Consider the following 20,996-nt stretch of genomic DNA (forward strand, 5'->3'; position numbering starts at 1 on the left):
GACATCACGATGAGCACCGATTTTTCCTTGCAGCGCAACGCCCACGGCCGGCTGGTCTACACGGGCGCGGATGGCGTCGGCCACGAGGGCGTCGTGCCCGTGCGCGCGTTCCCAATTTCCCGCCCTGGCCAGGGCCTGTCATTGGTGGCCACCGATGGCCGCGAACTGGCCTGGATCGAACGCGTGGAAGACCTGCCGCCCGCGCAGCGCGAGCTGGTCGAGGCCGAGCTGGCCGGCCGGGAATTCATGCCGGAGATCCGCCGCATCGTGGCCGTTTCCACGTACGCCACGCCGTCGACCTGGCAGGTCGAGACCGACCGAGGGGCCACGTCTTTCGTGCTGCGCGGCGAGGAAGACATCCGGCGCCTGGCCGGGCAGACCCTGCTGATCTCGGACAGCCACGGCATCCATTACCTGATCCGCGATGCCGCGGGACTGGATCGGGCGAGCCGGCAGTTGCTGGACCGGTTCCTGTAAGGCAAGACGCTTCAACGCGCCACGGCTTTTTCCACGACGGTGTTCAGCCAGTCGTTGATGCTGACGTCGGCCAGTTGCGCGTGGATCGCGATCTTGTGGCGAAGCTCGTCCGACTTGGGACGGAACGTCATCTTGCCTTTCCAGGTGCGTTCGGGCTCGGTGCCGGTGTCCTTGCAATAGGCGAGATAGTCGTCCACGACGGTATGAAAGCTGGCTTCCAGCGCCCGGCCATCCTGCCCCGCGAAGGACAGCACGGCCTTGGTGCCCAGCACCGTGCCGTACAGCATGTGGTCATCGGGATCGTATTCGACCTTGCCGACGAAGCCTTTGTATTCGATCGCGTTACGGGTCATGGCGGGTTCCTGTGAGTCAGTGGCATCGGCAGCCGTGGTCGGTGGGCACATGCCCGGCCAGGGACAGGTGCGTTTTCAGGTCACGCGTGGCGGCCTTGTCCATCACGGGTTTCGGATGCGGCCGGTGAGACATCCAGATGAACCCGCCGCCGAAATCGCTGCGCATGCCGCTCTTGGTGGGCGACACCCGCGATCCCAGTGCGCGCAGCAACGTTTCGGCGTCGTGCCAATGCACATTGGGCGAGGGAGAGGGAGGCATGCGGAAGATGTCGCATAGCGTCTTGCACAGGGTTCCGTTCAGCGGCATGTCGATTCCTGAATCAAATGGTGGCACAATTTGCCACCAAATACAAGCATAGGGCGGCGGTTTGCGGCCCGCGCGCCACATGGCCCGGGCTTGCCGGATGATACGGTCACAAAGAGTGGCGTCGAGCGGCAGAGGGACGGAAACGTCCTGGCAAGCGGTGCGCCGATCAGACGCGGGGGGAGCCTATTCCTGCCGCTTGAACGGCGCATGCGCCGCCAGTTCGCCGGCGTATGCCTGCACCGCAGTGGTCTCATGGTCCAGGAAGTCCTGGATCGCCTCGGCGAAGCGCCGGTCGGCCACCCAGTGCGCCGACCAGGTCGGCGTGGGCAGCAGGCCGCGCGCCATCTTGTGCTCGCCTTGCGCGCCGCCTTCGAAACGCCGCAGGCCGTGCACGATGCAGTATTCGATGGCCTGCAGGTAGCAGGTCTCGAAATGCAGGCCGGGCACGAATTCCGAACTGCCCCAGTAGCGTCCGTACAGCGTATCGCCGCCGCGCAGGTTGAGTGCCGCGGCCACCGGTTGTTCGCCGCGCATGGCCAGCACCAGCACCATCGACTCGGGCAGTTCGGCGTGCACGCGCGTGAAGAAGGCCTCGTTCAGGTAAGGCGGATTGCCATGCTCGTAATACGTCTGGCAATAACAGCGGTAAAAAAAATCGAGCGACGCGGCGTCGATCTGCGCGCCCGTCATCCAGCGATACGTGATGCCGGCCTGCGCGACCTTCTTGCGGTCCTGCCGGATCTTCTTGCGCTTGTCGTGGCTCATCGCGGCCAGGAACTGGTCCATGCCGGCGTAGCCGGGATTGGTCCAGTGGAATTGCACGCCCTCGCGGATCATGTAGCCCGCCTCGCGCAGCGCGTCCAGGTCTTGCGGGTGCGGAAACAGCAGGTGCAGCGACGACACCTTCAAGCCTTGCGCCAGTTCGATCAACCCTTGCGCCAGCAGCATGCGGTCGGTGTCGTCGGCCGCCAGCAGGCGCGCGCCCGCGACCGGTGTGAACGGAATCGCCGACAGCAGCTTGGGGTAGTAGCGCAGGCCGTGCCGCTCGAAGGCGTCGGCCCAGGAGAAGTCGAACACATATTCGCCGCGCGAGTGCATCTTGAGGTACAGCGGCACGGCGCCCGCCAGGCGGTCGTCGCGTTTCAACACCAGGAAATACGGCGTCCAGCCCGTGTCGGGCGCGGCGCAGCCGCTGTCGTGCAGGGCGGACAGGAACTCGTGGCGGACGAAGGGCTGGTCGCCGGCCAGGGCATTCCATTGGCCGGGGTCCAGCGCGGCAAGCGAGGTCTCGATGCTCAGGCGGGCGGAAGATGGCATGGCGCAATGATAAAGTCGCCGGGCGTTCGCAACCATTGCCTTTCCATGAATCCTGTCTTGCATCCGGCGCCCGGCGCGCCGACGTCCGCTTCCGTCCTGGCCTGCGCGCGGGCCCCGCACCGCGTCCGGAGGCGCTCATGAGCGTCACCCTGCGCCATGCCGCGCTGCATGCCCTGGCGGCGGCGGATTGGCAGGACAAGCTGGCCGCGGTGGACGCCATCACCGACGACCTGCCGGTGGGCGCCGAGGCGGTCCTGGATGAACCCCCCGGCCTGCCTGGCCGGCCGCAGCGGCCCGAACTGGTGGCGCGCGCCCACTCCCGCCAGCGGTCGGTGCGTTCGCCGCTGGGGCGTGCGATCCTGCTGCATTCGCTGGCGCACATCGAGTTCAACGCCATCAACCTGGCCCTGGACGCGGTCTGGCGCTATGCCGGGCAGCCCGAGGATTACTACCGCGACTGGCTGCGCGTGGCGCGCGAAGAGGCCTATCACTTCTCGCTGCTGAACCGGCACCTGGCTACGCTGGACCATGCCTACGGCGACTTCCCCGCCCACAACGGCCTGTGGGAAATGGCCGAGAAGACACGCGGCGACCTGCTGGCCCGGCTGGCGCTGGTGCCGCGCACGCTGGAGGCGCGCGGGCTCGACGCCTCGCCGCTGGTGCGCGCCAAGCTGGCGGACGCGGGCGACGAGGCCGGCGCGGCCATTCTGGACATCATCCTGCGCGACGAGATCGGCCACGTGGCGGTGGGCAACCGGTGGTTTCGCCATGGCTGCGAGGCGCGCGGCCTGGATCCCGTCGCGTGCTATGCCGACCTGGCGCGGCAGTACGGCGCGCCGGCCCTGCGCGGACCGTTCAATCTGCCGGCGCGGCGCGCGGCGGGGTTCGACGAGGACGAGATCGCCGCGCTGCTGCGTGCCGATACCGGTTCCGCGCCAGACGCCTCGTAGCGTTTCGTAAAGCGAGGTTGCGTTCGCGGCTTCGCGGCGACGCTATAGTGCCCAGCGCGTGTCGCCGTGTGGGACGCGACCCTCGAACGGGAAGAGGTTCCGCCTGTGGCGGCGTGGTTTTCCGCCGCGCGCGGCGCTGTCCTGTCCCACCACGATCAAGGATGAAATTGGATCTACGCATCAGCTCATGCCGTGTCGTCATGCTGGCCGCGGCGCTCATGTTCTGCACCGCGGCGGCCGCGAAGGATACGGCTCCTCGTTCCGGGCCGGAAGCGGGCGGGCGGACTTATTTTCAGAACTACAAGGACATGGTCCTGGCCGAATGCGTGTCCACCGCCTACCAGTCGGACCCCAAAGTCGTCATGGATGCCGGCAGTAGCGCCTGGGCGCTGCGCGACTGGACCTCGTTCGATTGGGAAGAACACCCTTATCCCGAAGTGACCGAATTGGTAGAGCGCACGCTGGCGCGCGATTACACGAATCCATTGCCGAGTCGGAAGTCAAAGGCCTGCGCTTCGACATGCTCAAGTGCCTGGATCTCTACCATGGCAAGGAGCTGGACGCCTTGGCCAGGCGTGTCGTGCTGAAGCCGTCGCACACCTACCGCCAGGACTATCCTCCCACCCGATAACCCGCTGCCTGGCCAGTTGTTCGCCCGGCCAGGCGCACGTATAGAATGCCCCGATGATCTCTCGCCGCCTATTGCCCCTGCTGGCCCTGCTGGCCGCCCCCGTCCTCAACGCCCAGCCCGCGCCCGCCGCGCCCACGGCCGATCCCGCCGCCTATCGTGCGTGCCTGGTCGAGATCCGCCCCGATGCGATCAAGCGCGGCGTGCAAGGCTCGGTCTACGACACCCAGACCGCCGCGCTCGAACCCGACGCCACCGTGCTGCCGCTACTGGACGCGCAACCCGAGTTCAAGACGCCCATCTGGGACTACATGGCCAGCCTGGTCGACCAGGAACGCATCGATGACGGCATGGCCGCCATGGAAACCTGGAAGGCCGATCTGGCGCGCGCCCAGAAGCAGTATGGCGTGGACGTCGCCACCATCGCCGCCGTCTGGGGCGTGGAAAGCAATTTCGGCCAGAACCTGGGCGGCCGCCCGCTGCTCACCTCCTTGTCGACGCTGTCGTGCTTCGGCCGGCGCCAGGCCTATTTCCGCGGCGAATTCTTCTCGACATTGCGCATCCTGCAGGACGAGCACGTCGCCCCCGATCGCCTGAAAGGCTCGTGGGCCGGCGCCTTCGGCCAGACGCAGTTCATGCCGTCCACCTATCTGCGCCTGGCCGTGGACTTCGACGGCGACGGCCGCCGCGACCTGGTCGACAGCGTGCCCGACGCGCTGGGCTCGACCGCCAACTTCCTGAAGCAGGCCGGCTGGCAGCCTGGCCTGGACTGGGGCTTCGAGGTGAAGCTGCCCGAGAACATGGACACGTCCAACGCCGGGCGCAAGAACAAGAAGCCCATGTCGGCCTGGGCCGCGCAGGGCGTGCGCCGCGCCGACGGCAGCGCATTGCCGGGCGCAGACACCGCCGTGGGCCTGTTGCTGCCGGCCGGGTCCAAGGGGCCTGCCTTCCTGGTCACCCGCAACTTCGACGCGATCTATTCGTACAACGCCGCCGAGAGCTATGCGCTGGCCATCGCGCACTTGTCCGACCGGCTGCGCGGCGGCATGCCGTTCGTGACGGCCTGGCCGACCGACGATCCCGGCATTTCGCGCGCGGAACGCCGCCAGGTGCAGGAGATGCTGCTGGCGCGCGGCTACGATATCGGCAAGCCCGACGGCGTCATCGGCGCCAAGACCCGCGAAGCCCTGCAGGCGGTGCAGCGCGAGCTGGGCCTGACGCCCGATGGCCGGGCGGGCCGCAAGACGCTGAACGCGCTGCGGGCCAAGCCGGCATCCTGAACAGGCCCTAGCGCAGGATCAACAGCGGCAGGCGCACCTGTCCCAGGATCGCCGTGGTGGTGCTGCCCAGCATCAGGTGGCGGATGCGCGAATGGCCGTAGGCCCCCATCGCGATCAGGTCCACGGCATGGTCCCCGGCGTAGGCCGTCAACGCCTGGACCGGATCGCCCGGCACGTGCGCGGTGCGGGCGTCGAAGCCCGTGTTCGCCAGTTCCGCCCGGGCCTCGCTCAATGCCGCCTGCGCCTGCGCCGCGTCGCCACCCGCCATCACCACGTGCGCGCTCAGGCCGGCCAGCAGGGGACTGCGGCTGACCATCTCGACGGTCTTGCGCGCCGTGGCGCTTCCGTCATAAGCCACCATGAAACTGGCCGGTTCCCGGAACACCGCGCCGGCTACCAGGATGGGACGGTGCAGCGCGCGCACGGCCGATTCCAGCCGGTGGTCGGGGAACAGCCGGGACGGCTTGACCGGCTTCTCGTGATGGCCCAGCACGAACAGCCGAGCGTCGGGCTCGGACTCGATCAGCGTGTCGATCAGGTCGCCCCGGTACTGCCGGGCATCCAGCCGCGCCAGGCCCGCCGCGCGGGCCCGTTCCAGCGCCAGTTCCAGCAACTGCTTGCCGTGTTCCTGCTCGACGGCCGCGCGTTTCTCGTCCAGTTCGGACAGTTCACGCAGCAGGGCTTCCTGCGCCCCCAGCCAGAGGCTGCCGCTGAGATCGGACAGGCCTGCCTGTTCGGAGTGGGGTTCCTGGACGTGAAGGAATTCCAGATCGGTGTCCATTCTGCGTGTCGCCCAGATGGCGTAGTCGCAGATGCCTTGCGCACGCGTAATGCCGTCGAGGCAGGCGATGACCTGTTTCATGGCGGTCTCCTTCGGTGGGCCGCGGGCCGCGGCCGATCCGGGGCCGCCGCGCTGGCGTCCGGCGGCGTGCGCCCGGGGGTTCTGGGCCTCTCCGCTTCCACTATCCCGCGCGGCACGCGAAAGTTCAAGGATCGGATGTGCTGCACCGCATCCAACGCGGCGCCGCGCGGGGAGTCAGACGCGCAGCAGCGAGAGATCCTCGTCGTCGACCACGCGGTTGCGGCCGGCCTTCTTGGCACGATGCAGCGCGGCATCGGCGCGCACCAGCAGGCGGCCCAGCGCGGTGTCGTTCAGGTCGGGAATCCAGGTGATGCCCACCGTGATCGTGGCGGACAGGCGGCTGCCGTCGTCCAGCACGATCTCCATGCTCTCCACGGCCGCGCGCAGCCGTTCGCCCACGCCCAGGCATTCCTGGCGCGAAATGCCGAACAGCAGCAGGCCGAATTCCTCGTCGCCCAGCCGTCCGAAGGTGTCTTCTTCGCGCACCACCGCGCGCACCTGGCGCGCGAAGGCCTGCAGGATGCGGTCGCCGGCCCAATAACCGTACTGGTCGTCGACCTGACGGAAGCCATCCACGCACAGCATCAGCGCGGCGGCGCTGCAGCGCGAGGGCGCGCGGCCCTGCCAGATCTGCGTGCCGCGCTTGATGAAGGCGGCGCGGGTCAGCGCGCCGCTGAGCGAATCGTGGTGCGCCGCGTATTCCAGCTCGGCCAGCAGCCGGTTGCGCGCAGCGTTGATGCTGGCCACGGTCAGGGGCGCCAGCGCCAGCAGCGTGATGCCCAGGCGGATGGAGGTGGTGGCATGGATGAACGAGGCCATGACCTCGCCCGTCATGTCGCGCGAGCTGTAGAGCTGCGCCCAGATCACCGAGCCCATCGTCAGCAGCGACACCGCGAACATCTTGTAGGTCAGCGCGCACCACAGCAGGGCAGGGATGGGGAAGAAAATGGCGCCGGGGCCGCCGATGGCCATCGCGGCCATCAGGGAAGCCGCCAGCGCCAGCGCCGGCAGGCCGCGGCCCAACAGGGCGCTGACGTCGGCCGAGCGGCGCAGCAGCGCCACGCGCCGCAGGCCCGGCCAGGTCAGCAGCACCGGCAGCATGATGATGTAGTTCGCCAGCTCGCCGATGAACCAGTACGTCAGTCCGGTCAGCGTGTCCTGGGCATAGACCGCGGTGGTGATGCCGGCGCCGGTCAGGGAGGCCGCAGCCGCGGCGGCCGCGCAGATGCCGAACAGGTGCATGACCGAGCTGGGCCGTTGCAGGCGCTGCTCGTCCGGCTCCAGGCGCGAGAACAGCGTCCAGCCCGTGAAGACCCCGGCAATATTGGCCAGCGTCAGCCACAGCGTCATGGACAGCGCCCCGCCGGTGGCCAGGTCGGCCAGGATGTAGCCGGCGGCGGCGCCCAGCCAGCCGGCCGGCCCGGCCATGCGCGGCCAGCGGATCATCATGCCCAGCATGACGGCGTTGGCGGGCCACAGCGCGGCCAACAGTCCCGGCGGCCGGCTCCAGATGCCGACCAGGCAGCACAGGAACAGGATGGTCGCGGCAAGCAGGGCGCAGCAGACCGCCTGGGCGAGCCGGGCGGATGGCGTGGCGGGCACCTGGGCTTGCGCCGGGGCCGATTCGTACATGTTCTTGCTTTCCTGGCGTGTGCTGCGTTCGTAGGCGGCCTGGGGGCCGCAGCGCTGCCCCGACCGGCTCGCCCGGCCTCGGATCGGAGATCGGCAAGGCGGCGTGGGCCCGGACAGGGCGGCGGCAAGCGTGCTGCGAATACTGACGCCGCCGTATGGAAATCTCGGTGGCGCAGGGCCATCGAGGATGCGAATGTCGCGCAGTTGCGACAGCCGCACCGATTCGATGGACCGCTATTCTAGCCACGCCGATGCCGGTCCGCCCCATTTAAATGGGGGGCGTTTCGCTCGATCATCGGCCGATCGGGGCGAAGCCGATGGATTTTGCATCGCACAAGCGTATGCTGACGGGAACCTTTAAGGGTTGAGCGCGTTCCATCCTCCAGCCGCCTGGCTTTTCTCCCCTACGAAAAGGAAGACTTCCATGCCTGTGACGACCTCCCTCCTTTCCTCCCCGTCCTGGCGCCGCGCGGCGCCGCTGGCCCCCATGATGGCCGCCGCGCTGGCCGCCGCGCTGGCCTGGCTGCCCGCCGCCGCCAGCGCCCAGGCGACCTACGAGCCCTCGGTGGGGCAGGCCGGCAAGGACGTGGTGTGGGTGCCGACCTCGCAGGCGCTGGTCGAGCGCATGCTGGACATCGCCAAGGTGCAGAAGACGGACTATCTGATCGATCTCGGTTCGGGGGATGGCCGTACGGTCATCACGGCCGCCAAGCGCGGCCTCACCGCGCACGGCATCGAATACAACCCCGACATGACGGAAGTGGCGCGCCGCGCCGCCGCCAAGGAAGGCGTGGCCGAACGGGCCTCATTCGCCACGGGCGACCTGTTCGAGGCCGACCTGAGCCGCGCGCAGGTCATCACCATGTTCCTGCTGCCGTCCATCAACGAACGCCTGCGTCCGGTCCTGCTCGACCTGAAGCCGGGCACGCGCGTGGTGTCCAACACTTTCCGCATGGGCGATTGGCAGCCCGACGAGACGGCCACCATCGAGCAGGATTGCCAGAACTGGTGCACGGCGCTGCTGTGGGTCGTGCCCGCCAAGGTCGAGGGCTTGTGGAAGCTGGGCGACCGCCAACTGACGCTGTCGCAGCAGTACCAGATGCTCAGCGGCACGCTGGGCCAGACCCCCATCACCGATGCGCGCATGAAGGGCAACGAGATCTCGTTCAACGTCGACGGCGTACGCTATACCGGCACGGTGGACGGCAAGCGCATGAGCGGCAAGGGCGGCTCGCAAGGCAACTGGACGGCCACCCGCACCTGACCGTTCGGAACCGCTAAAAAGGCCGGGACCGCATCGACGCGGTTCCGGCCTTTCCTGTTGCACGATGGCTTCGACCGAAGCAGGCCGCATGGGCCTGGGCTTCGACCGGCCCGCCTGGCCTCAGCGCGGCCCGGCCGACTGCGCCAGTTGGCCCAGCCGCACGCCGCCCTGGCGTTCCAGCATCCAGCCCGGATATTCCGGCGGCAGGGCGCTGATCTCGTCCAGGCGAGCCAGTTCCTCGGCGCCCAGCGTGATGCCCGTGGCGGCGATGTTGTCGTCCAGTTGCTCGATGCGCTTGGCGCCCACGATCACGCTGGTGACCACCGGGCGGTGCAGCAGCCACGCCAGCGCGATCTGCGCCACCGACACGCCGTGCGCATCGGCGATGGCGCGCATCACGTCGATGCAGTCGTAGGCGCGCTCGGTGTTTACCGGCGGGAAGTCGAAGGCGGCGCGGCGGTTGCCGGCCTCGGCCGCCTTGCCGCGCCAGTATTTCCCGCTGAGCAGGCCCCCGGCCAGCGGGCTCCATACCATCAGGCCCACCCCCTCGCTTTGCAGCATGGGCGCCAGTTCGCGTTCGAGGTCGCGGCCGGCGATCGTGTAGTAGGCCTGCAGGGATTCGAAGCGGGCCAGGCCCAGGCGCTGCGAGATGCCCAGCGCCTTCATGATCTGCCAGGCGGCCCAGTTCGACACGCCGATGTAGCGCACGTGGCCGTGGCTGACCAGGTTATCCAGCGCGTACAGCGTTTCCTCGATGGGCGTGGCCGGGTCGACGCCGTGCACCTGGTACAGGTCGATGTGGTCCAGTTGCAGGCGCTTCAGGCTGGCCTTCACGCCGTCCATGATGTGATAGCGGGACAGGCCGCGCGAGTTCGTGCCTTTCGTGCCCGTTTCTCCGAACACCTTGGTGGCGACCACGACGTCCTCGCGCGCTACCTTCAGGTTCTTCAGCGCCTGTCCGGTGATGATCTCGGACTGGCCCTGCGAGTACACGTCGGCGGTGTCGATGAAATTGATGCCCGCTTCCAGCGAACGGCCGACCAGCGCGTCGGCCTCGTTCTGCTGCAGGTCGCCGATCTTGTTCCACATCTCGCCGTTGCCGCCGAACGTCATGGTGCCCAGGCACAGTTCGGAGACGAACAGGCCGGTGCTGCCGAATTTCTTGTATCGCATGAGGGGACTCCTGGGAGGGTAGGCCTGCCGCGGCGCGTGGGGCGCGGGCAGGCCGGGATCTGGGGGAATGCCGCGGAAATCGCGTGCCGGAAGTATGCGCCCGGGCCTGGCCGCGCTGCTGCCCGATCGTGCTCCATTGCTGCCTGATTCTCCGGGGGCGCAAGAGAGGGCGGTGAGCTGCCCACGGCGCTTGCACGATCAGGCATAAGTTCCGGACGATCAGGCAACTTTCTGTGCGTTCCCGCTTCCATAATCGTTCAGTTTTCATTCAGAAAAAGGGCGGCGGCCGAGTTATGCACGGACCGTACCGCTGGGGAAAACGCCGCGTTCCACAGGGACGCCCGCGCGCCGGAGAAGCCGCAAGACCGCCATCGAACCGAGCTGCATCCATGTCCACTCAGGAGTCCAGCATGAGGACCACGCGTTCCCTGTTCACCGCCCTGGCCGCTTCGGCCGCCCTGCTGTCCGTTTCCGCCCCGCTGCATGCCCAGGCCCAGGCCCCGGCCGCCCCCGCGCGCGCGCCGGACGTCATCTTCGTTCCCACTCCGCAAGAGGTCGTCGACGCGATGCTCAAGGCGGCCAAGGTCGGCCCCGACGACGTGCTGTACGACCTGGGATCGGGCAACGGCATCATCCCCGTGACCGCCGCGCGCGAGTTCGGCACCCGGGGCGTGGGTTTCGACATCGATCCCCAGCGCATCTCCGAGGCCAATGCCAACGCCAGGCAGAACAAGGTCACCGACAAGGTCAAGTTCGTGCAGGCCGACCTGTTCGAGCAGGATCTGTCCGAGGCTACCGTCATCAGCCTCTATCTGCTACCGTCGCTGAACCTGAAGCTGCGTCCCAAGCTGCTGGCCCTGAAGCCGGGCACCCGTATCGTGTCGCATGCCTTCGACATGGGTGACTGGCAGCCCGACCAGACCATCAACGTCAATGGCCGCACGGTCTACTTCTGGACCGTACCGGAACGCAAGTCGTAACGTAATACGGCTTGGGAGGGGCGGCAGGCTCTGTGTAAGCTAACCACGGCATCATCGGCGCCTGCCCCGCCCGCCGCCTTTCCCTAATGTCCGATTCTTCACGCTTCAACGACGTTCCCGATGCCCCCGAGTCGGCATCCCTGGCCGAACTGCCTCCCGCCTTCGATGCGGGCCAGGAGCGCGCCCGCCTGGAGCTGGTCAGCCTGCTGCGCCGCCTGACGGGCGACCAGGAGGGCAGCGTGGCCACCGCCATCGAGGGCCTGGCCATCAACCGGGTGATGAACCCGCGCGGCCCCCAGCACGTCATCCAGCGCACGGCGCTGGCCATCATCGCGCAGGGCTCCAAGCGCCTGCTGGTGGGCGACGAGGTCTACGAATACGATCCCATGCATTACATGGTGTCGTCGGTCGACCTGCCCGTGGTCGCCAAGATCACCGCGGCCAGTTCCACCGAACCCTACCTGGGCATGCGGCTGGAATTCAGCGCCGAGGACATCCGCGACCTGCTGCGCGAGGGGGCGTTGCCGCCTGTCAGCCAGTCGGGCGCCACGCGCGGGCTGTACGTGCAGCGCATTGGCAACACCTTGCTGGATGCCGTGTTGCGCCTGCTGCGCCTGCTGGAGTCGCCCGACGACATCCGCGTGCTGGCGCCGATGATCAAGCGCGAGATCCTGTACCGCCTGCTGTCCAACGGGCAGGGTGCGCAGCTGCGCCAGATCGCCTTGCACGACAGCCAGACGCAGCGCATCGCCGACGCCATCCGCCTGCTGCGCGAGCGCTACCGCCAGCCGCTGCGCGTGGAAGACCTGGCGCGCGAGGTGCACATGAGCGTCTCGTCGTTCCACCACCATTTCAAGGCCGTCACGGCCATGAGCCCGCTGCAATACCAGAAACAGCTGCGCCTGCAGGAAGCCCGCCGCATCATGTTCATGGGCGGGGTGGACGTGTCGCTGGCGGCCAACCTGGTGGGCTACGAAAGCGCCTCGCAGTTCAGCCGCGAATACAGCCGCCTGTTCGGCGCGTCGCCCATGCGCGACCGCCGGCGCCTGCTCGAAGACGCGCGCTGACGCGCACCTGTCCCTGGTCGGATTCCCGCCGAAAACCTGCGCCGGCGACGTCAGGTGCGGCCGCCGAGCAGTCCGCGCACCTTGCGGCGCACCGCGGTGTCCTCACTGGATTGCACGCCCAGCCGGTGCGCCAGTTCGCGGCTTTCGCCGCCACGCACGTCGATCTCCCGTATGACCTGGCCGTTCTCGTAGACGAAGGCGACGTCGGCCAGTTCCAGCACGTCGTCCGCGTCGTGCGAGATCATCAGCGCCGGGATATTCCATTGCCGGCGCACTTCACCGAGTTCGCGTCGCAACGATGCCCGCAGCATGGGGTTCAGGGCCGCGAAGGGCTCGTCCAGCAGCAGTACCCTGGGTTCGCAGGCCAGCGCGCGGGCCAGGGCCACGCGTTGCTGCTGGCCGCCCGATAGCCTGACCGGCCGGCTGTCGGCCATCCCGGCCAGGCCGAAGCGTTCCAGCAGGTCCTGTACGCGCGCCGCGTCTTCCGGGGACAGGCGCCGCTTGCGCCATGACGTCAGGCCGAAGGCCACGTTCTGGCGTACGGTCAGGTGCGGGAACAGCGCGTAATGCTGGAACAGATAACCGACCCGGCGCTCGCGCGGGGGCAGGTCGATGCCGCGCGCCGCGTCGAACAGCGTGCGGCCGTCCAGCTTCACGTGGCCGGCGCGGGGCGTAAGCAGGCCGGCGATGGCCTGCAGCGTCAGCGACTTGCCGGCGCCCGACGGGCCGTACAGGGCCGCGAAAGGCGCATCGGTGGCGAACCGCACCCGCAGGTCGAAGCGCCGCCCGTCGTCCTGCAGATGCAGTTCCAGGTCTACGTCGATCACGGCTTGCCGAAACCGTAGCGTGCCAGCACTTCGCGGGCCTGCGGGGTGGCCAGGAAGTCGGCGTACTGCCTGGCCAGGTCCTTGTGCGCGCTGTCGGCGCCCACGGCCACCGGGTAGCTCACGGGCGTGTGGCCCTCAGCGGTCAGCACGATCCTGACCTTGTCCTTCATCAAGGCGGCGTCGGTGCGGTACACGAAGCCGGCGTCCACTTCGCCGCGGGCCACGTAGTCCAGCACCTGGCGCACGCTGTCGGCCGGCACGAGTTTGGGTTCCAGCGGGGTCCACAGTTTGGCGCTTTCCAGCACCTGCCGGGTGTAGCGGCCCACCGGCACGCTGGCGACCTTGCCGATGGCGATGCGCTTGACCGCGGGGGTGTTCAGGTCCTGCACCGTCTTGATCGGCGCGCCGTCCTGCGCCGGGGTGACCAGCACCACGCTGTTGGTGGCGAAGTCGCGGCGCGTCTGCGCATCCACCAGTTTCTGCGCCACGGCCTTGTCCATCGTGGCCTGGTCGGCGCTGGCGAACACGTCGACCTGGGCGCCGCCGGCCATCTGCTGCAGCAGCGTGCCCGAGGCGGCATAGTTGGCGCGCACGGTCGTGCCCGGCGCCTTGGCCGAGAACAGCTTGTTGATCTCGTTGAAGGCGTCGGTCAGGCTGGCGGCGGCCGAGACGGTCAGTTCCGCGGCGTGGGCCGACAGGGGCAGGGCGAGGGCGAGCAACAGGCTTGCGATACGGGTGCGGCGCATGGGGCGGAGTCCTTGGTTGGGATCAGCGTACGGAAAGATAGCGATTGGAGGCCACCAGGATGGCGACCGACAGCAGCGAGGTGACGGTCACCAGCAGCAGGGCCAGATCGTCCTGGCCGGCCTGCACGGCGTCGTAGATGGCCATGGACAGCGTCTGGGTGCGGCCGGGAATCGAGCCCGCCACCATCAGCGAGGCGCCGAACTCGCCCATCGCGCGGGCGAAGGCCAGCAGTGTGCCGGCCAGGATGCCGGGCCAGGCCAGCGGCAGGGTGACGCGGACGAACACCGACCACGGGGACTGGCGCAGCGTGCTGGCCGCCGCCTCCAGAGTGCGGTCGATGTGGGCGAATGCCGAACTGGCGGATTTCAGCACCAGCGGCAGCGCCACCACCGCCGAGGCCACCACGGCCCCATGCCAGCTGAAGATGATGGTGTAGTCGAGGTGCTCGCGCAGCCAGGCGCCCAGCGGACTGCGCCGGCCGGCGGCCACCAGGATGGCATAGCCGATGACAGTGGGCGGCAGCACCAGCGGCAACATGCAGATGGCCTCGAGCACGCCGCTGCCCGGAAACGGCCGGCGCGCGAACAGCCAGCCGAGGGCGACGCCGATGACCAGGGCCACGACCGTGGCCAGCGCGGCGACCTTCAGGGAAAGGATCAGCGGAAACCACTCGAAGGCGGCCAGCGTGGGTAGCGTCATATCCACAAGAATACAACGAAAAACAGGATTGTAAAGATTGGCGACGGCAATGCGGCCCCTTTGCCGTTTCAGCAAACTGCCCAGCACGCCGCTGCGGTGGATGAGCCACATGCAGCATTTCAGATGCACCTATTTGTCACCTTGCGACTGTGGCTGCCCGATACCGCGTGCAATAATGAATCATGTCGAAACCGCGCAAATCCGCTGCAGCCAGTACGCGTCAGATCGCCAAAACGTCGATCAGCCCTGCCGTGCGCGGAACGTATGCGGCGCCCAAGACGCTAGTGGGATCGTTCGAGGCAACTGCGCGCGTGTCGGAACCTCCGGCAAGTAAGGCGCCAGCCAAAAAATCCGCCTCCAAAAAGATTGCCGCTAAGAAGGCGCCTGCCAAAAAGACCATGGCAAAGGTGGCTGCCAAAAAAGCGCCAGCAAAGAAGTCGCTTGCCGCGTCGGCAGCGGGCTCGGCTCAATCGGCCAAGCGTTATGCGCTGAGCCGCCAAAAGACTTTGGACGTGTTGCGCAAGGCGGGGGTACTGACCGCCTCCGGTCATCTGACCAAAGTATTCCAGTGACGCCGGGCCATCTACTGCTGGCCTACCACGGGTGTGACGCGACAACACGCGACGATCTGGTGTCGGGGCGTCTGCGAGCCTTGGACCATAGTCAGAATGAATATGATTGGTTAGGGCCTGGAACCTATTTTTTCGAAGGCGATCCGCAGCGTGCGATGAACTTCGCCGCTGAATCGGCGGCGCATCCCGACAGGCTCTACACCAAACGGCCGATCGTCACACCGGCGGTGGTTGGCGCGGTGATCTGCGTGTCCGGATGTCTGGACATGACGACCCAGACAGGTCTGGACGAGTTTTCCGAAGTGCTTGAGCAACTCAAGGCCGTAGGCGCGCCATTGGCCAGGAATGACGACAACAATCCTTTGCTGCGCAGATTGAACAATCAAGTCTTCACGGCATTGCATGCGTTTCGTCAGGCGCAAAGCATGCAGGCCTATCAAATGGTGCGTGGCGCGTTCCTGCAAGGCGAGCCGCTAGGCGATGCGTATTCCGGGTTCAGTCGCGATGGTCACATCCAATTGGCCGTGCGCGATGCCGGCATCGTCGTCAGCTGGTTCCTGCCGCAGGAGGATCGTCTGATGACCGCCGACGAATACGAGGCTGCGCAGGCTCTGCGCGCCGCGGCGCCCGTCGGCTCTGCGCGCAAGCCCAGGCGTCGCGCGCCGTAACTCGGAAGTCGATGCGCTGGTGCGCCTGGCTCAAGGCGCCAGCATGCTCGTCAGCGTGGCGATCTCGTCGGCCGCCGCGGCCTGCGCGCGCGCCTCGATCGCGCGATAGCAGCGGATCAGCTCCAGCCCCGTGGGCGTGACCACCGTGCCGCCGCCGCGGGCGCCACCCACCGCGCTTTCCACCGCCGGGCGCCGCAGCGAGCGGTTCAGTTCGTCGATCAGCAGCCAGGCGCGCCGGTACGACATGCCCAGCTGTTGCGCCGCCGCCGTGATGGAGCCGGCCTCGATGATGGCTTCGAGCAGCGCGATCTTGCCCGGCCCCACGGCGATGTCCGCATCGCGGTAGACACGCATGCGGAACTGGACGCGGGGAGGCTCGGAGCGGGACATGGCACGGAGGAAATCGGGGCGAAGCCCATTGTGTCACCGTTCCGGGGCGTGCGCCCGGGCGGTGGGTGTCACGGCCGTTTGGCGCGCCACCATGAGGAAGCTTCCTTTCCGGCCGGCGCGTCATTCGCCGGGATTCCGGAATTCACTTGTCGGGCATGGCCAACTGTCCGGCAGCCTGCCTGTCGTAAGCTTGCGCCGTCCTCCTACCGGGCATCACCCGGCAGCCAGCCGAGGCGCGAGCCGCCATCCGCGGCCAGCGCCTTCGTTCCATTCGTATCAGAGAGTCCCCCATCATGCAGACCAAAGCCTACGCTGCGCAATCGTCGTCCACGCCGCTGGCGCCGTTCTCCATCGAACGCCGCACGCCCGGTCCTCAGGACGTCGCCATCGAGATTCTGTTCTGTGGCGTCTGCCACTCCGACCTGCACACCGCCCGCGGTGAATGGGCCGGCGTCATGTTCCCCAGCGTGCCCGGCCACGAAATCATCGGCCGCGTCACGGCCGTGGGCAGCGAGGTCACCAGGTTCAAGGAAGGCGCCATCGTCGGCGTGGGCTGCATCATCGACAGCTGCCGCCATTGCGGCTCCTGCAGGCTGGGCCTGGAACAATACTGCGACGGCGAGTATGGCTTCACCGGCACGTACAACGGCGTCATGAAGGGCAATGGCACCGAGAACACCTACGGCGGCTACTCCGAAGCCATCACGGTCGACCAGTCGTTCGTGCTGAGCGTCAACCATGCCGAGAAAGACCTGGCCGCCGCGGCGCCGCTGCTGTGCGCCGGCATCACCACGTGGTCGCCGCTGCGCCGCTGGGGCGCGGGTCCCGGCAAGCGCGTCGGCGTGGTCGGCATCGGCGGCCTGGGCCACATGGGCGTGAAGCTGGCGCATGCGCTGGGTGCGCACGTCGTGGCCTTCACCACCTCGGCCAGCAAGGCCGACGCCGCCCGTGCGCTGGGCGCCGACGAGGTCGTGGTGTCCACCGACGACGACGCCATGGCCGCGCAGGCCAACAGCCTGGACTTCATCCTGAACACCGTGGCGGCCTCGCACGACCTGGACCGTTTCCTGGCGCTGCTCAAGCTGGATGGCACCATGGCCCTGGTCGGCGTGCCGGCCGAGCCGCACCCGTCGCCTTCGGCCTTCTCGTTCATCGGCAAGCGCCGCAGCCTGGCCGGCTCGCTGATCGGCGGCATCGCCGAAACGCAGGAAATGCTGGACTTCTGCGCCGAGCACGGCATCACCTCCGACGTCGAGATGATCGCCATGCAGGACATCGAAGGCGCCTACGAACGCATGTTGAAGGGCGACGTGAAATACCGTTTCGTCATCGACATGCAGACGCTGCGCGCCAACTGATCGCGCGTGAAACCCTGGCCCGGCAGGGCCGGGGCGATGCGCCATCCGGGCCGGTTCAATCCCCGGTGTCGGCCTGGATCGCCAACGCCACCGTCTCGGTGGCGCCCGCTTCCACGGTCAGCACGTCGTCCATGATGCGCGCCGTCTCGATGCACAGCATGCGCTGCCAGGCATCGCTGGCAAAGTCGGACAGCCGCGCCGACTTCTCGACCCACGGATTCCACACCACCGCCGAGCGCGAGTTCGATGCCGCCAGGCGCAGGGTACGTCCCCAGTCGGGGTCGTGCACCTCGATGGGCCGATCCACTTCCTGGTAGATGCGGTCGGTCTCTTCCTCGATGGCGATCTCGCCCTGCTGGCGCAGCGGCGTCCAGCCGCGCGCCGTGTCCAGATAGGGCTTGTCCTGCAGGCCGTCGATGCGGACGCGGCGGCTGTCGGACACCGCCAGGTACGTGTGCAGGGCCAGGCTGACCGTAAACGGCGCCGAGCCCGTGTTGGTGATCGAGAAGCCCAGCTCCAGCGACTTGCCGAAGCGCGCCGTCAGCGCCAGCCGGGCCGAATGGCGCCACGGGCCCAGGCCGTCTTCCAGGTCCAGCACGAACATCAGCTCGGCCCAGTCCTTGCCCGTCTCGGGTTCGGCCAGTTGCCAGTCCAGCCCGCGCACCAGGCCGTGCGAGGGGGCGTCGTCCGGCGCGTTCACGCTGTCGCGCACCGATTGCGGATTGCGCGCGTAGACGCCGAACCAGGGCCAGCATACGGGCACGCCGCCGCGTACCGAGGCGCCGGCGCGGAACGACGCCTGTTCCGACAGCCACACCAGCGGCTTGCCGCCGGTGGGTGTGTAGCTCAGCAGTTGCGCACCCTGCGGCGCCATCAGTGCCGAACCGTGCGGCGTCTCGATGCGCAGGCAATCCAGTTCGCCCAGGCGTTCGGGGAAGATGCGTACGGGGGCAGGCGTGGTCATGGCGGTCGGTCTCCTGTGAAGTCCCGGACAGTGTAAGACCGGGCAGGGCGCCTGCGGCGTAGCGCTATGTTGCAAGCGGTTCCCAGCCGGGACGTGACGCGGCGGGGCAAGGGGCCCTACACTTGCCTGACCCGGCCTGGCCGGCCTTGCGCGAGACGCCCATGAGCGAAGATCCCTTCAATCTGCAACGCTTCGTCGATGCCCAGGACGAGGTCTATTCCCAGGCGCTGGCCGAACTGGCCCGCGGCCGCAAGGCCAGTCACTGGATGTGGTTCGTCTTTCCGCAGTTGCGCGGGCTGGGCCGCAGCGACACCGCGCAGTTCTACGGCATCGGTTCGCGCGACGAGGCCTCGGCCTATCTGCGGCATCCCCTGCTGGGCGCGCGCCTGCGCGAATGCGTGCACACGCTGCTGGCCTTGGGCACCGCCGACCCGCGCGCCATCTTCGGCTCCCCCGACGACATGAAACTGCGCTCGTGCCTGACGCTGTTCGCGGCCATCGTGCCCGGCGACGCGGGTGTCGAGGCGGCGCTGTCGCGGTTCTATCCGGAAGGCCCGGACGCGCAGACGCTGCGCCTGCTGGACTAGGGCCTGTCAACCCTGGCGGTAGCCTCGCCTCAGTCGTCCGGATACACATCCCCCATCCACACGCGCGCGCCCGCGCCGTTGCGCGCCGCCCGGTCGTTCGGATTGCTCAGCTTGCAGCTTTTCAACGACAGGCAGCCGCAGCCGATGCAGTGGTTCAGATCCATGTCCAGCCTTTGCAGTTCCGCGATGCGCTGCTTCACGCGCGCGCGCCAGTCGCGCGACATGCGGTCCCAGTCCGCCTTGGAGGGCGCCCTGTTCACGCCCAGGCCGTTCAGTTGTTCGGCGATCTCTTCCAGCGTGTAGCCGATGCGTTGCGAAAACACGATGAAGGCGATGCGGCGCAGGCTGGCGCGCGGAAAATGGCGCCGGCTGCTGCCCTGGCGCACCGACTGGATCAGGCCCAGCGATTCGTAATAGCGCAGCGCCGACGCCGCCACGCCGCTGCGCGCGGCGACCTCGCCGATGGACAACAGCGAGGCTTCATTCATCTCGGGTTTGGTGGACATAGGCCTCCAGCAGGGTCTTTGTTGACTTGAAGTTAACTTTAACTTTTACCATGCGCCCACTTCATCACGGTACCCCCCGTCGGGGTGGCGGGCGCTCAGGCAGGAAAGCCAGGATCACGGACATGGCCTAGTCGGATAGGCATATCTTGGATCTTGGCCCCAGGCATGCGGCGCACCACCATGGCGGCACCTCAACCTCCGCATGCACACCTTTCCTATGCACGGCCCTCACGCCTTCAGATTCCGCCCCATGTCCGCCCGCTTGTCGGCGGGCGCCCTCATCCTGATGCTGGCCGCGTGCCAGCAACCCGCCTCCGAAGGCGCGCCGCCCGTGCCCGAGGTCGGCGTGGCGGTCATCCAGCCGCGCACCGTCCAACTGAAGGACGAGTTCAATGGCCGCCTGGAAGCCGTCGATGCCGTCGAACTTCGTCCACGCGTCAGCGGCTACCTCGAGCGAGTAGCCTTCAAGGAAGGCGACTTCGTGAAACCGGGCGACGTGCTGTTCGTCATCGATCCGCGCCCCTATCGCATCGCGCTGGACCGCGCCATTGCCCAGCAACAGCAGGCTCGCGCGGCCGCGCAACTGGCGCGCGTGCAATTGAACCGCGTGCAGACGCTGATGAAGGCGCGCGCCACCTCGCAGGAAGAGCTGGACAACGTCCAGGCCTCGCAATTGCAGGCGCAGGCCTCGCTGCGCGCCGCCGACGCCGCGGTGGACGACGCCAGGCTGAACCTGGGCTATACCGAAGTGCGCGCCCCCATTTCGGGCCGCATCGGCCGCGCCTTGCTGACCCCGGGCAACCTGGCGCGCGCCGACCAGTCGTTGCTGACCACCGTGGTGTCTCAAGACCCGGTCTACGTGTACTTCGATTGCGACGAGCAGAGCTTCCTGCGCTACACCGCGCAGCGCGCCCAGGGCAAGGGGCGCGCGATCGCGCAGGCGCCGGTGGGCATCGCGCTGGCCAACGACCAGGGCTTCCCGCACACGGGTACGGTGGATTTCCTGGACAACCGCCTGGATCCGGCCACCGGCACCATCCGCGCCCGCGCGCGGCTGGCCAATCCCGACCAGGCTTTCGTGCCCGGCCTGTATGCGCGCGTGCAGTTGAACAGCGCCGCCGCGCAATCCGCGCTGCTGGTCGACGACAAGGCCGTGCTGACCGACCAGAGCCAGAAGTACGTCTACGTGATCGGCCCTGAGAACAAGGCGCTGCGCCGCGACGTGACGGTGGGCCGCGCCGTGGACGGCCAGCGCATCGTCGAGACCGGACTTTCGCCCGGAGACCGGGTCGTGGTCGAGGGCTTCCAGAAGATCTTCTACCCCGGCGCGCCGGTCAAGCCGGTGGCGCTGGCCGCCGCTGGCGCAGCCGGCAACAAGCCGTAAGGCA

Annotated in this window: 23 protein-coding genes and 1 pseudogene; 12 read left to right on the plus strand and 12 right to left on the minus strand. The window is 67.8% G+C overall.

The window, feature by feature from the left end; all coding sequences use genetic code 11:
* Positions 1-9: 9 nt before the first annotated feature.
* Positions 10-477 (plus strand): cyanophycin metabolism-associated DUF1854 family protein, encoded by a 468-nt coding sequence (locus A7W11_RS06920; RefSeq protein WP_066410279.1) that lies wholly within the window; start codon positions 10-12, stop codon positions 475-477.
* Positions 478-488: 11 nt separating this feature from the next.
* Here A7W11_RS06920 and A7W11_RS06925 read toward each other — a convergent pair whose 3' ends face one another.
* From A7W11_RS06925 to A7W11_RS06935, 3 genes are all read right to left on the minus strand, one after another.
* Complete coding sequence (locus A7W11_RS06925) at positions 489-830, minus strand: type II toxin-antitoxin system HicB family antitoxin (protein WP_162270250.1); 342 nt, start codon at positions 828-830, stop codon at positions 489-491.
* A gap of 16 nt (positions 831-846) precedes the next feature.
* Complete coding sequence (locus tag A7W11_RS06930; RefSeq protein ID WP_066410280.1) at positions 847-1,137, minus strand: hypothetical protein; 291 nt, start codon at positions 1,135-1,137, stop codon at positions 847-849.
* 183 nt (positions 1,138-1,320) lie between these two features.
* Positions 1,321-2,454, minus strand: coding sequence for a GNAT family N-acetyltransferase (locus A7W11_RS06935; protein WP_066410281.1), 1,134 nt, complete (start codon positions 2,452-2,454; stop codon positions 1,321-1,323).
* 137 nt (positions 2,455-2,591) lie between these two features.
* On the opposite strand from A7W11_RS06935, the gene A7W11_RS06940 reads away from it, so the two are divergent.
* From A7W11_RS06940 to A7W11_RS06950, 3 genes and pseudogenes are all read left to right on the plus strand, one after another.
* Positions 2,592-3,404 carry a ferritin-like domain-containing protein gene (locus tag A7W11_RS06940; protein WP_066410282.1) on the plus strand — a complete coding sequence of 271 codons (813 nt, stop codon included), beginning with the start codon at positions 2,592-2,594 and terminating at the stop codon, positions 3,402-3,404.
* A gap of 308 nt (positions 3,405-3,712) precedes the next feature.
* A pseudogene (locus tag A7W11_RS06945) lies at positions 3,713-4,035 on the plus strand (type VI secretion system amidase immunity protein Tai4).
* A 53-nt stretch (positions 4,036-4,088) separates the two neighbouring features.
* Positions 4,089-5,312, plus strand: a complete 1,224-nt coding sequence (locus A7W11_RS06950; RefSeq protein WP_066410283.1) for a lytic murein transglycosylase — start codon at positions 4,089-4,091, stop codon at positions 5,310-5,312.
* Between the two features lie 7 nt (positions 5,313-5,319).
* On the opposite strand, the gene A7W11_RS06955 is transcribed toward A7W11_RS06950, so the two are convergent.
* Both A7W11_RS06955 and A7W11_RS06960 read right to left on the minus strand, forming a co-directional pair.
* A complete protein-coding gene (locus A7W11_RS06955; RefSeq protein ID WP_066410284.1) occupies positions 5,320-6,174 on the minus strand; it encodes a universal stress protein in 855 nt (284 codons plus the stop codon).
* Between the two features lie 174 nt (positions 6,175-6,348).
* Positions 6,349-7,806 carry a GGDEF domain-containing protein gene (locus A7W11_RS06960; protein WP_082887131.1) on the minus strand — a complete coding sequence of 486 codons (1,458 nt, stop codon included), beginning with the start codon at positions 7,804-7,806 and terminating at the stop codon, positions 6,349-6,351.
* 424 nt (positions 7,807-8,230) lie between these two features.
* Between A7W11_RS06960 and A7W11_RS06965 the strand changes: the two genes are divergently transcribed.
* The gene (locus A7W11_RS06965; RefSeq protein WP_066410285.1) at positions 8,231-9,070 is read left to right on the plus strand and encodes an SAM-dependent methyltransferase; all 840 of its coding nucleotides are present in this window, start codon (positions 8,231-8,233) and stop codon (positions 9,068-9,070) included.
* 120 nt (positions 9,071-9,190) lie between these two features.
* Here the strand turns inward: A7W11_RS06965 and A7W11_RS06970 are convergent, their stop codons facing one another.
* Positions 9,191-10,243: an aldo/keto reductase gene (locus A7W11_RS06970; protein WP_066410286.1), complete on the minus strand. Its 1,053-nt coding sequence runs from the start codon at positions 10,241-10,243 to the stop codon at positions 9,191-9,193.
* 410 nt (positions 10,244-10,653) lie between these two features.
* Here A7W11_RS06970 and A7W11_RS06975 point away from each other — a divergent pair, with 410 nt between their 5' ends.
* Together A7W11_RS06975 and A7W11_RS06980 are read left to right on the plus strand one after the other, a co-directional pair.
* A complete protein-coding gene (locus tag A7W11_RS06975) occupies positions 10,654-11,223 on the plus strand; it encodes an SAM-dependent methyltransferase (protein WP_218188577.1) in 570 nt (189 codons plus the stop codon).
* An 86-nt stretch (positions 11,224-11,309) separates the two neighbouring features.
* Positions 11,310-12,290: an AraC family transcriptional regulator gene (locus tag A7W11_RS06980; protein ID WP_066410288.1), complete on the plus strand. Its 981-nt coding sequence runs from the start codon at positions 11,310-11,312 to the stop codon at positions 12,288-12,290.
* Between the two features lie 50 nt (positions 12,291-12,340).
* On the opposite strand, the gene A7W11_RS06985 is transcribed toward A7W11_RS06980, so the two are convergent.
* The 3 genes from A7W11_RS06985 to modB are packed head-to-tail and all read right to left on the minus strand — an operon-like array spanning position 12,341 to position 14,563.
* Complete coding sequence (locus A7W11_RS06985) at positions 12,341-13,117, minus strand: sulfate/molybdate ABC transporter ATP-binding protein (protein ID WP_066410289.1); 777 nt, start codon at positions 13,115-13,117, stop codon at positions 12,341-12,343.
* Positions 13,114-13,863 (minus strand): molybdate ABC transporter substrate-binding protein, encoded by a 750-nt coding sequence (gene modA, locus A7W11_RS06990; RefSeq protein ID WP_066410290.1) that lies wholly within the window; start codon positions 13,861-13,863, stop codon positions 13,114-13,116. The genes A7W11_RS06985 and modA overlap by 4 nt, the downstream gene beginning before the upstream one ends.
* A 22-nt stretch (positions 13,864-13,885) precedes the next feature.
* Complete coding sequence (gene modB / locus A7W11_RS06995; RefSeq protein ID WP_156523020.1) at positions 13,886-14,563, minus strand: molybdate ABC transporter permease subunit; 678 nt, start codon at positions 14,561-14,563, stop codon at positions 13,886-13,888.
* A 182-nt stretch (positions 14,564-14,745) separates the two neighbouring features.
* Between modB and A7W11_RS29035 the strand changes: the two genes are divergently transcribed.
* Both A7W11_RS29035 and A7W11_RS07005 read left to right on the plus strand, forming a co-directional pair.
* Positions 14,746-15,135, plus strand: coding sequence for a hypothetical protein (locus A7W11_RS29035; RefSeq protein ID WP_156523021.1), 390 nt, complete (start codon positions 14,746-14,748; stop codon positions 15,133-15,135).
* Between the two features lie 155 nt (positions 15,136-15,290).
* A complete protein-coding gene (locus tag A7W11_RS07005) occupies positions 15,291-15,803 on the plus strand; it encodes a hypothetical protein (protein ID WP_235816821.1) in 513 nt (170 codons plus the stop codon).
* A 30-nt stretch (positions 15,804-15,833) separates the two neighbouring features.
* Here the strand turns inward: A7W11_RS07005 and A7W11_RS07010 are convergent, their stop codons facing one another.
* Positions 15,834-16,193 (minus strand): winged helix-turn-helix domain-containing protein, encoded by a 360-nt coding sequence (locus tag A7W11_RS07010; protein ID WP_066410293.1) that lies wholly within the window; start codon positions 16,191-16,193, stop codon positions 15,834-15,836.
* A gap of 293 nt (positions 16,194-16,486) precedes the next feature.
* On the opposite strand from A7W11_RS07010, the gene A7W11_RS07015 reads away from it, so the two are divergent.
* Positions 16,487-17,551 (plus strand): NAD(P)-dependent alcohol dehydrogenase, encoded by a 1,065-nt coding sequence (locus tag A7W11_RS07015; RefSeq protein WP_066410294.1) that lies wholly within the window; start codon positions 16,487-16,489, stop codon positions 17,549-17,551.
* Between the two features lie 55 nt (positions 17,552-17,606).
* Here the strand turns inward: A7W11_RS07015 and A7W11_RS07020 are convergent, their stop codons facing one another.
* The gene (locus tag A7W11_RS07020; RefSeq protein WP_066410295.1) at positions 17,607-18,515 is read right to left on the minus strand and encodes a D-hexose-6-phosphate mutarotase; all 909 of its coding nucleotides are present in this window, start codon (positions 18,513-18,515) and stop codon (positions 17,607-17,609) included.
* Between the two features lie 161 nt (positions 18,516-18,676).
* On the opposite strand from A7W11_RS07020, the gene A7W11_RS07025 reads away from it, so the two are divergent.
* Positions 18,677-19,102, plus strand: coding sequence for a DUF1810 domain-containing protein (locus A7W11_RS07025; RefSeq protein ID WP_066410296.1), 426 nt, complete (start codon positions 18,677-18,679; stop codon positions 19,100-19,102).
* A 29-nt stretch (positions 19,103-19,131) separates the two neighbouring features.
* Here the strand turns inward: A7W11_RS07025 and soxR are convergent, their stop codons facing one another.
* Positions 19,132-19,608, minus strand: coding sequence for a redox-sensitive transcriptional activator SoxR (gene soxR / locus A7W11_RS07030; RefSeq protein ID WP_066410297.1), 477 nt, complete (start codon positions 19,606-19,608; stop codon positions 19,132-19,134).
* Between the two features lie 250 nt (positions 19,609-19,858).
* Here soxR and A7W11_RS07035 point away from each other — a divergent pair, with 250 nt between their 5' ends.
* Complete coding sequence (locus tag A7W11_RS07035; protein WP_066410298.1) at positions 19,859-20,992, plus strand: efflux RND transporter periplasmic adaptor subunit; 1,134 nt, start codon at positions 19,859-19,861, stop codon at positions 20,990-20,992.
* Positions 20,993-20,996: the final 4 nt, after the last annotated feature.

This window comes from Bordetella ansorpii (assembly GCF_900078315.1).
Classification (GTDB): domain Bacteria; phylum Pseudomonadota; class Gammaproteobacteria; order Burkholderiales; family Burkholderiaceae_B; genus Bordetella; species Bordetella ansorpii.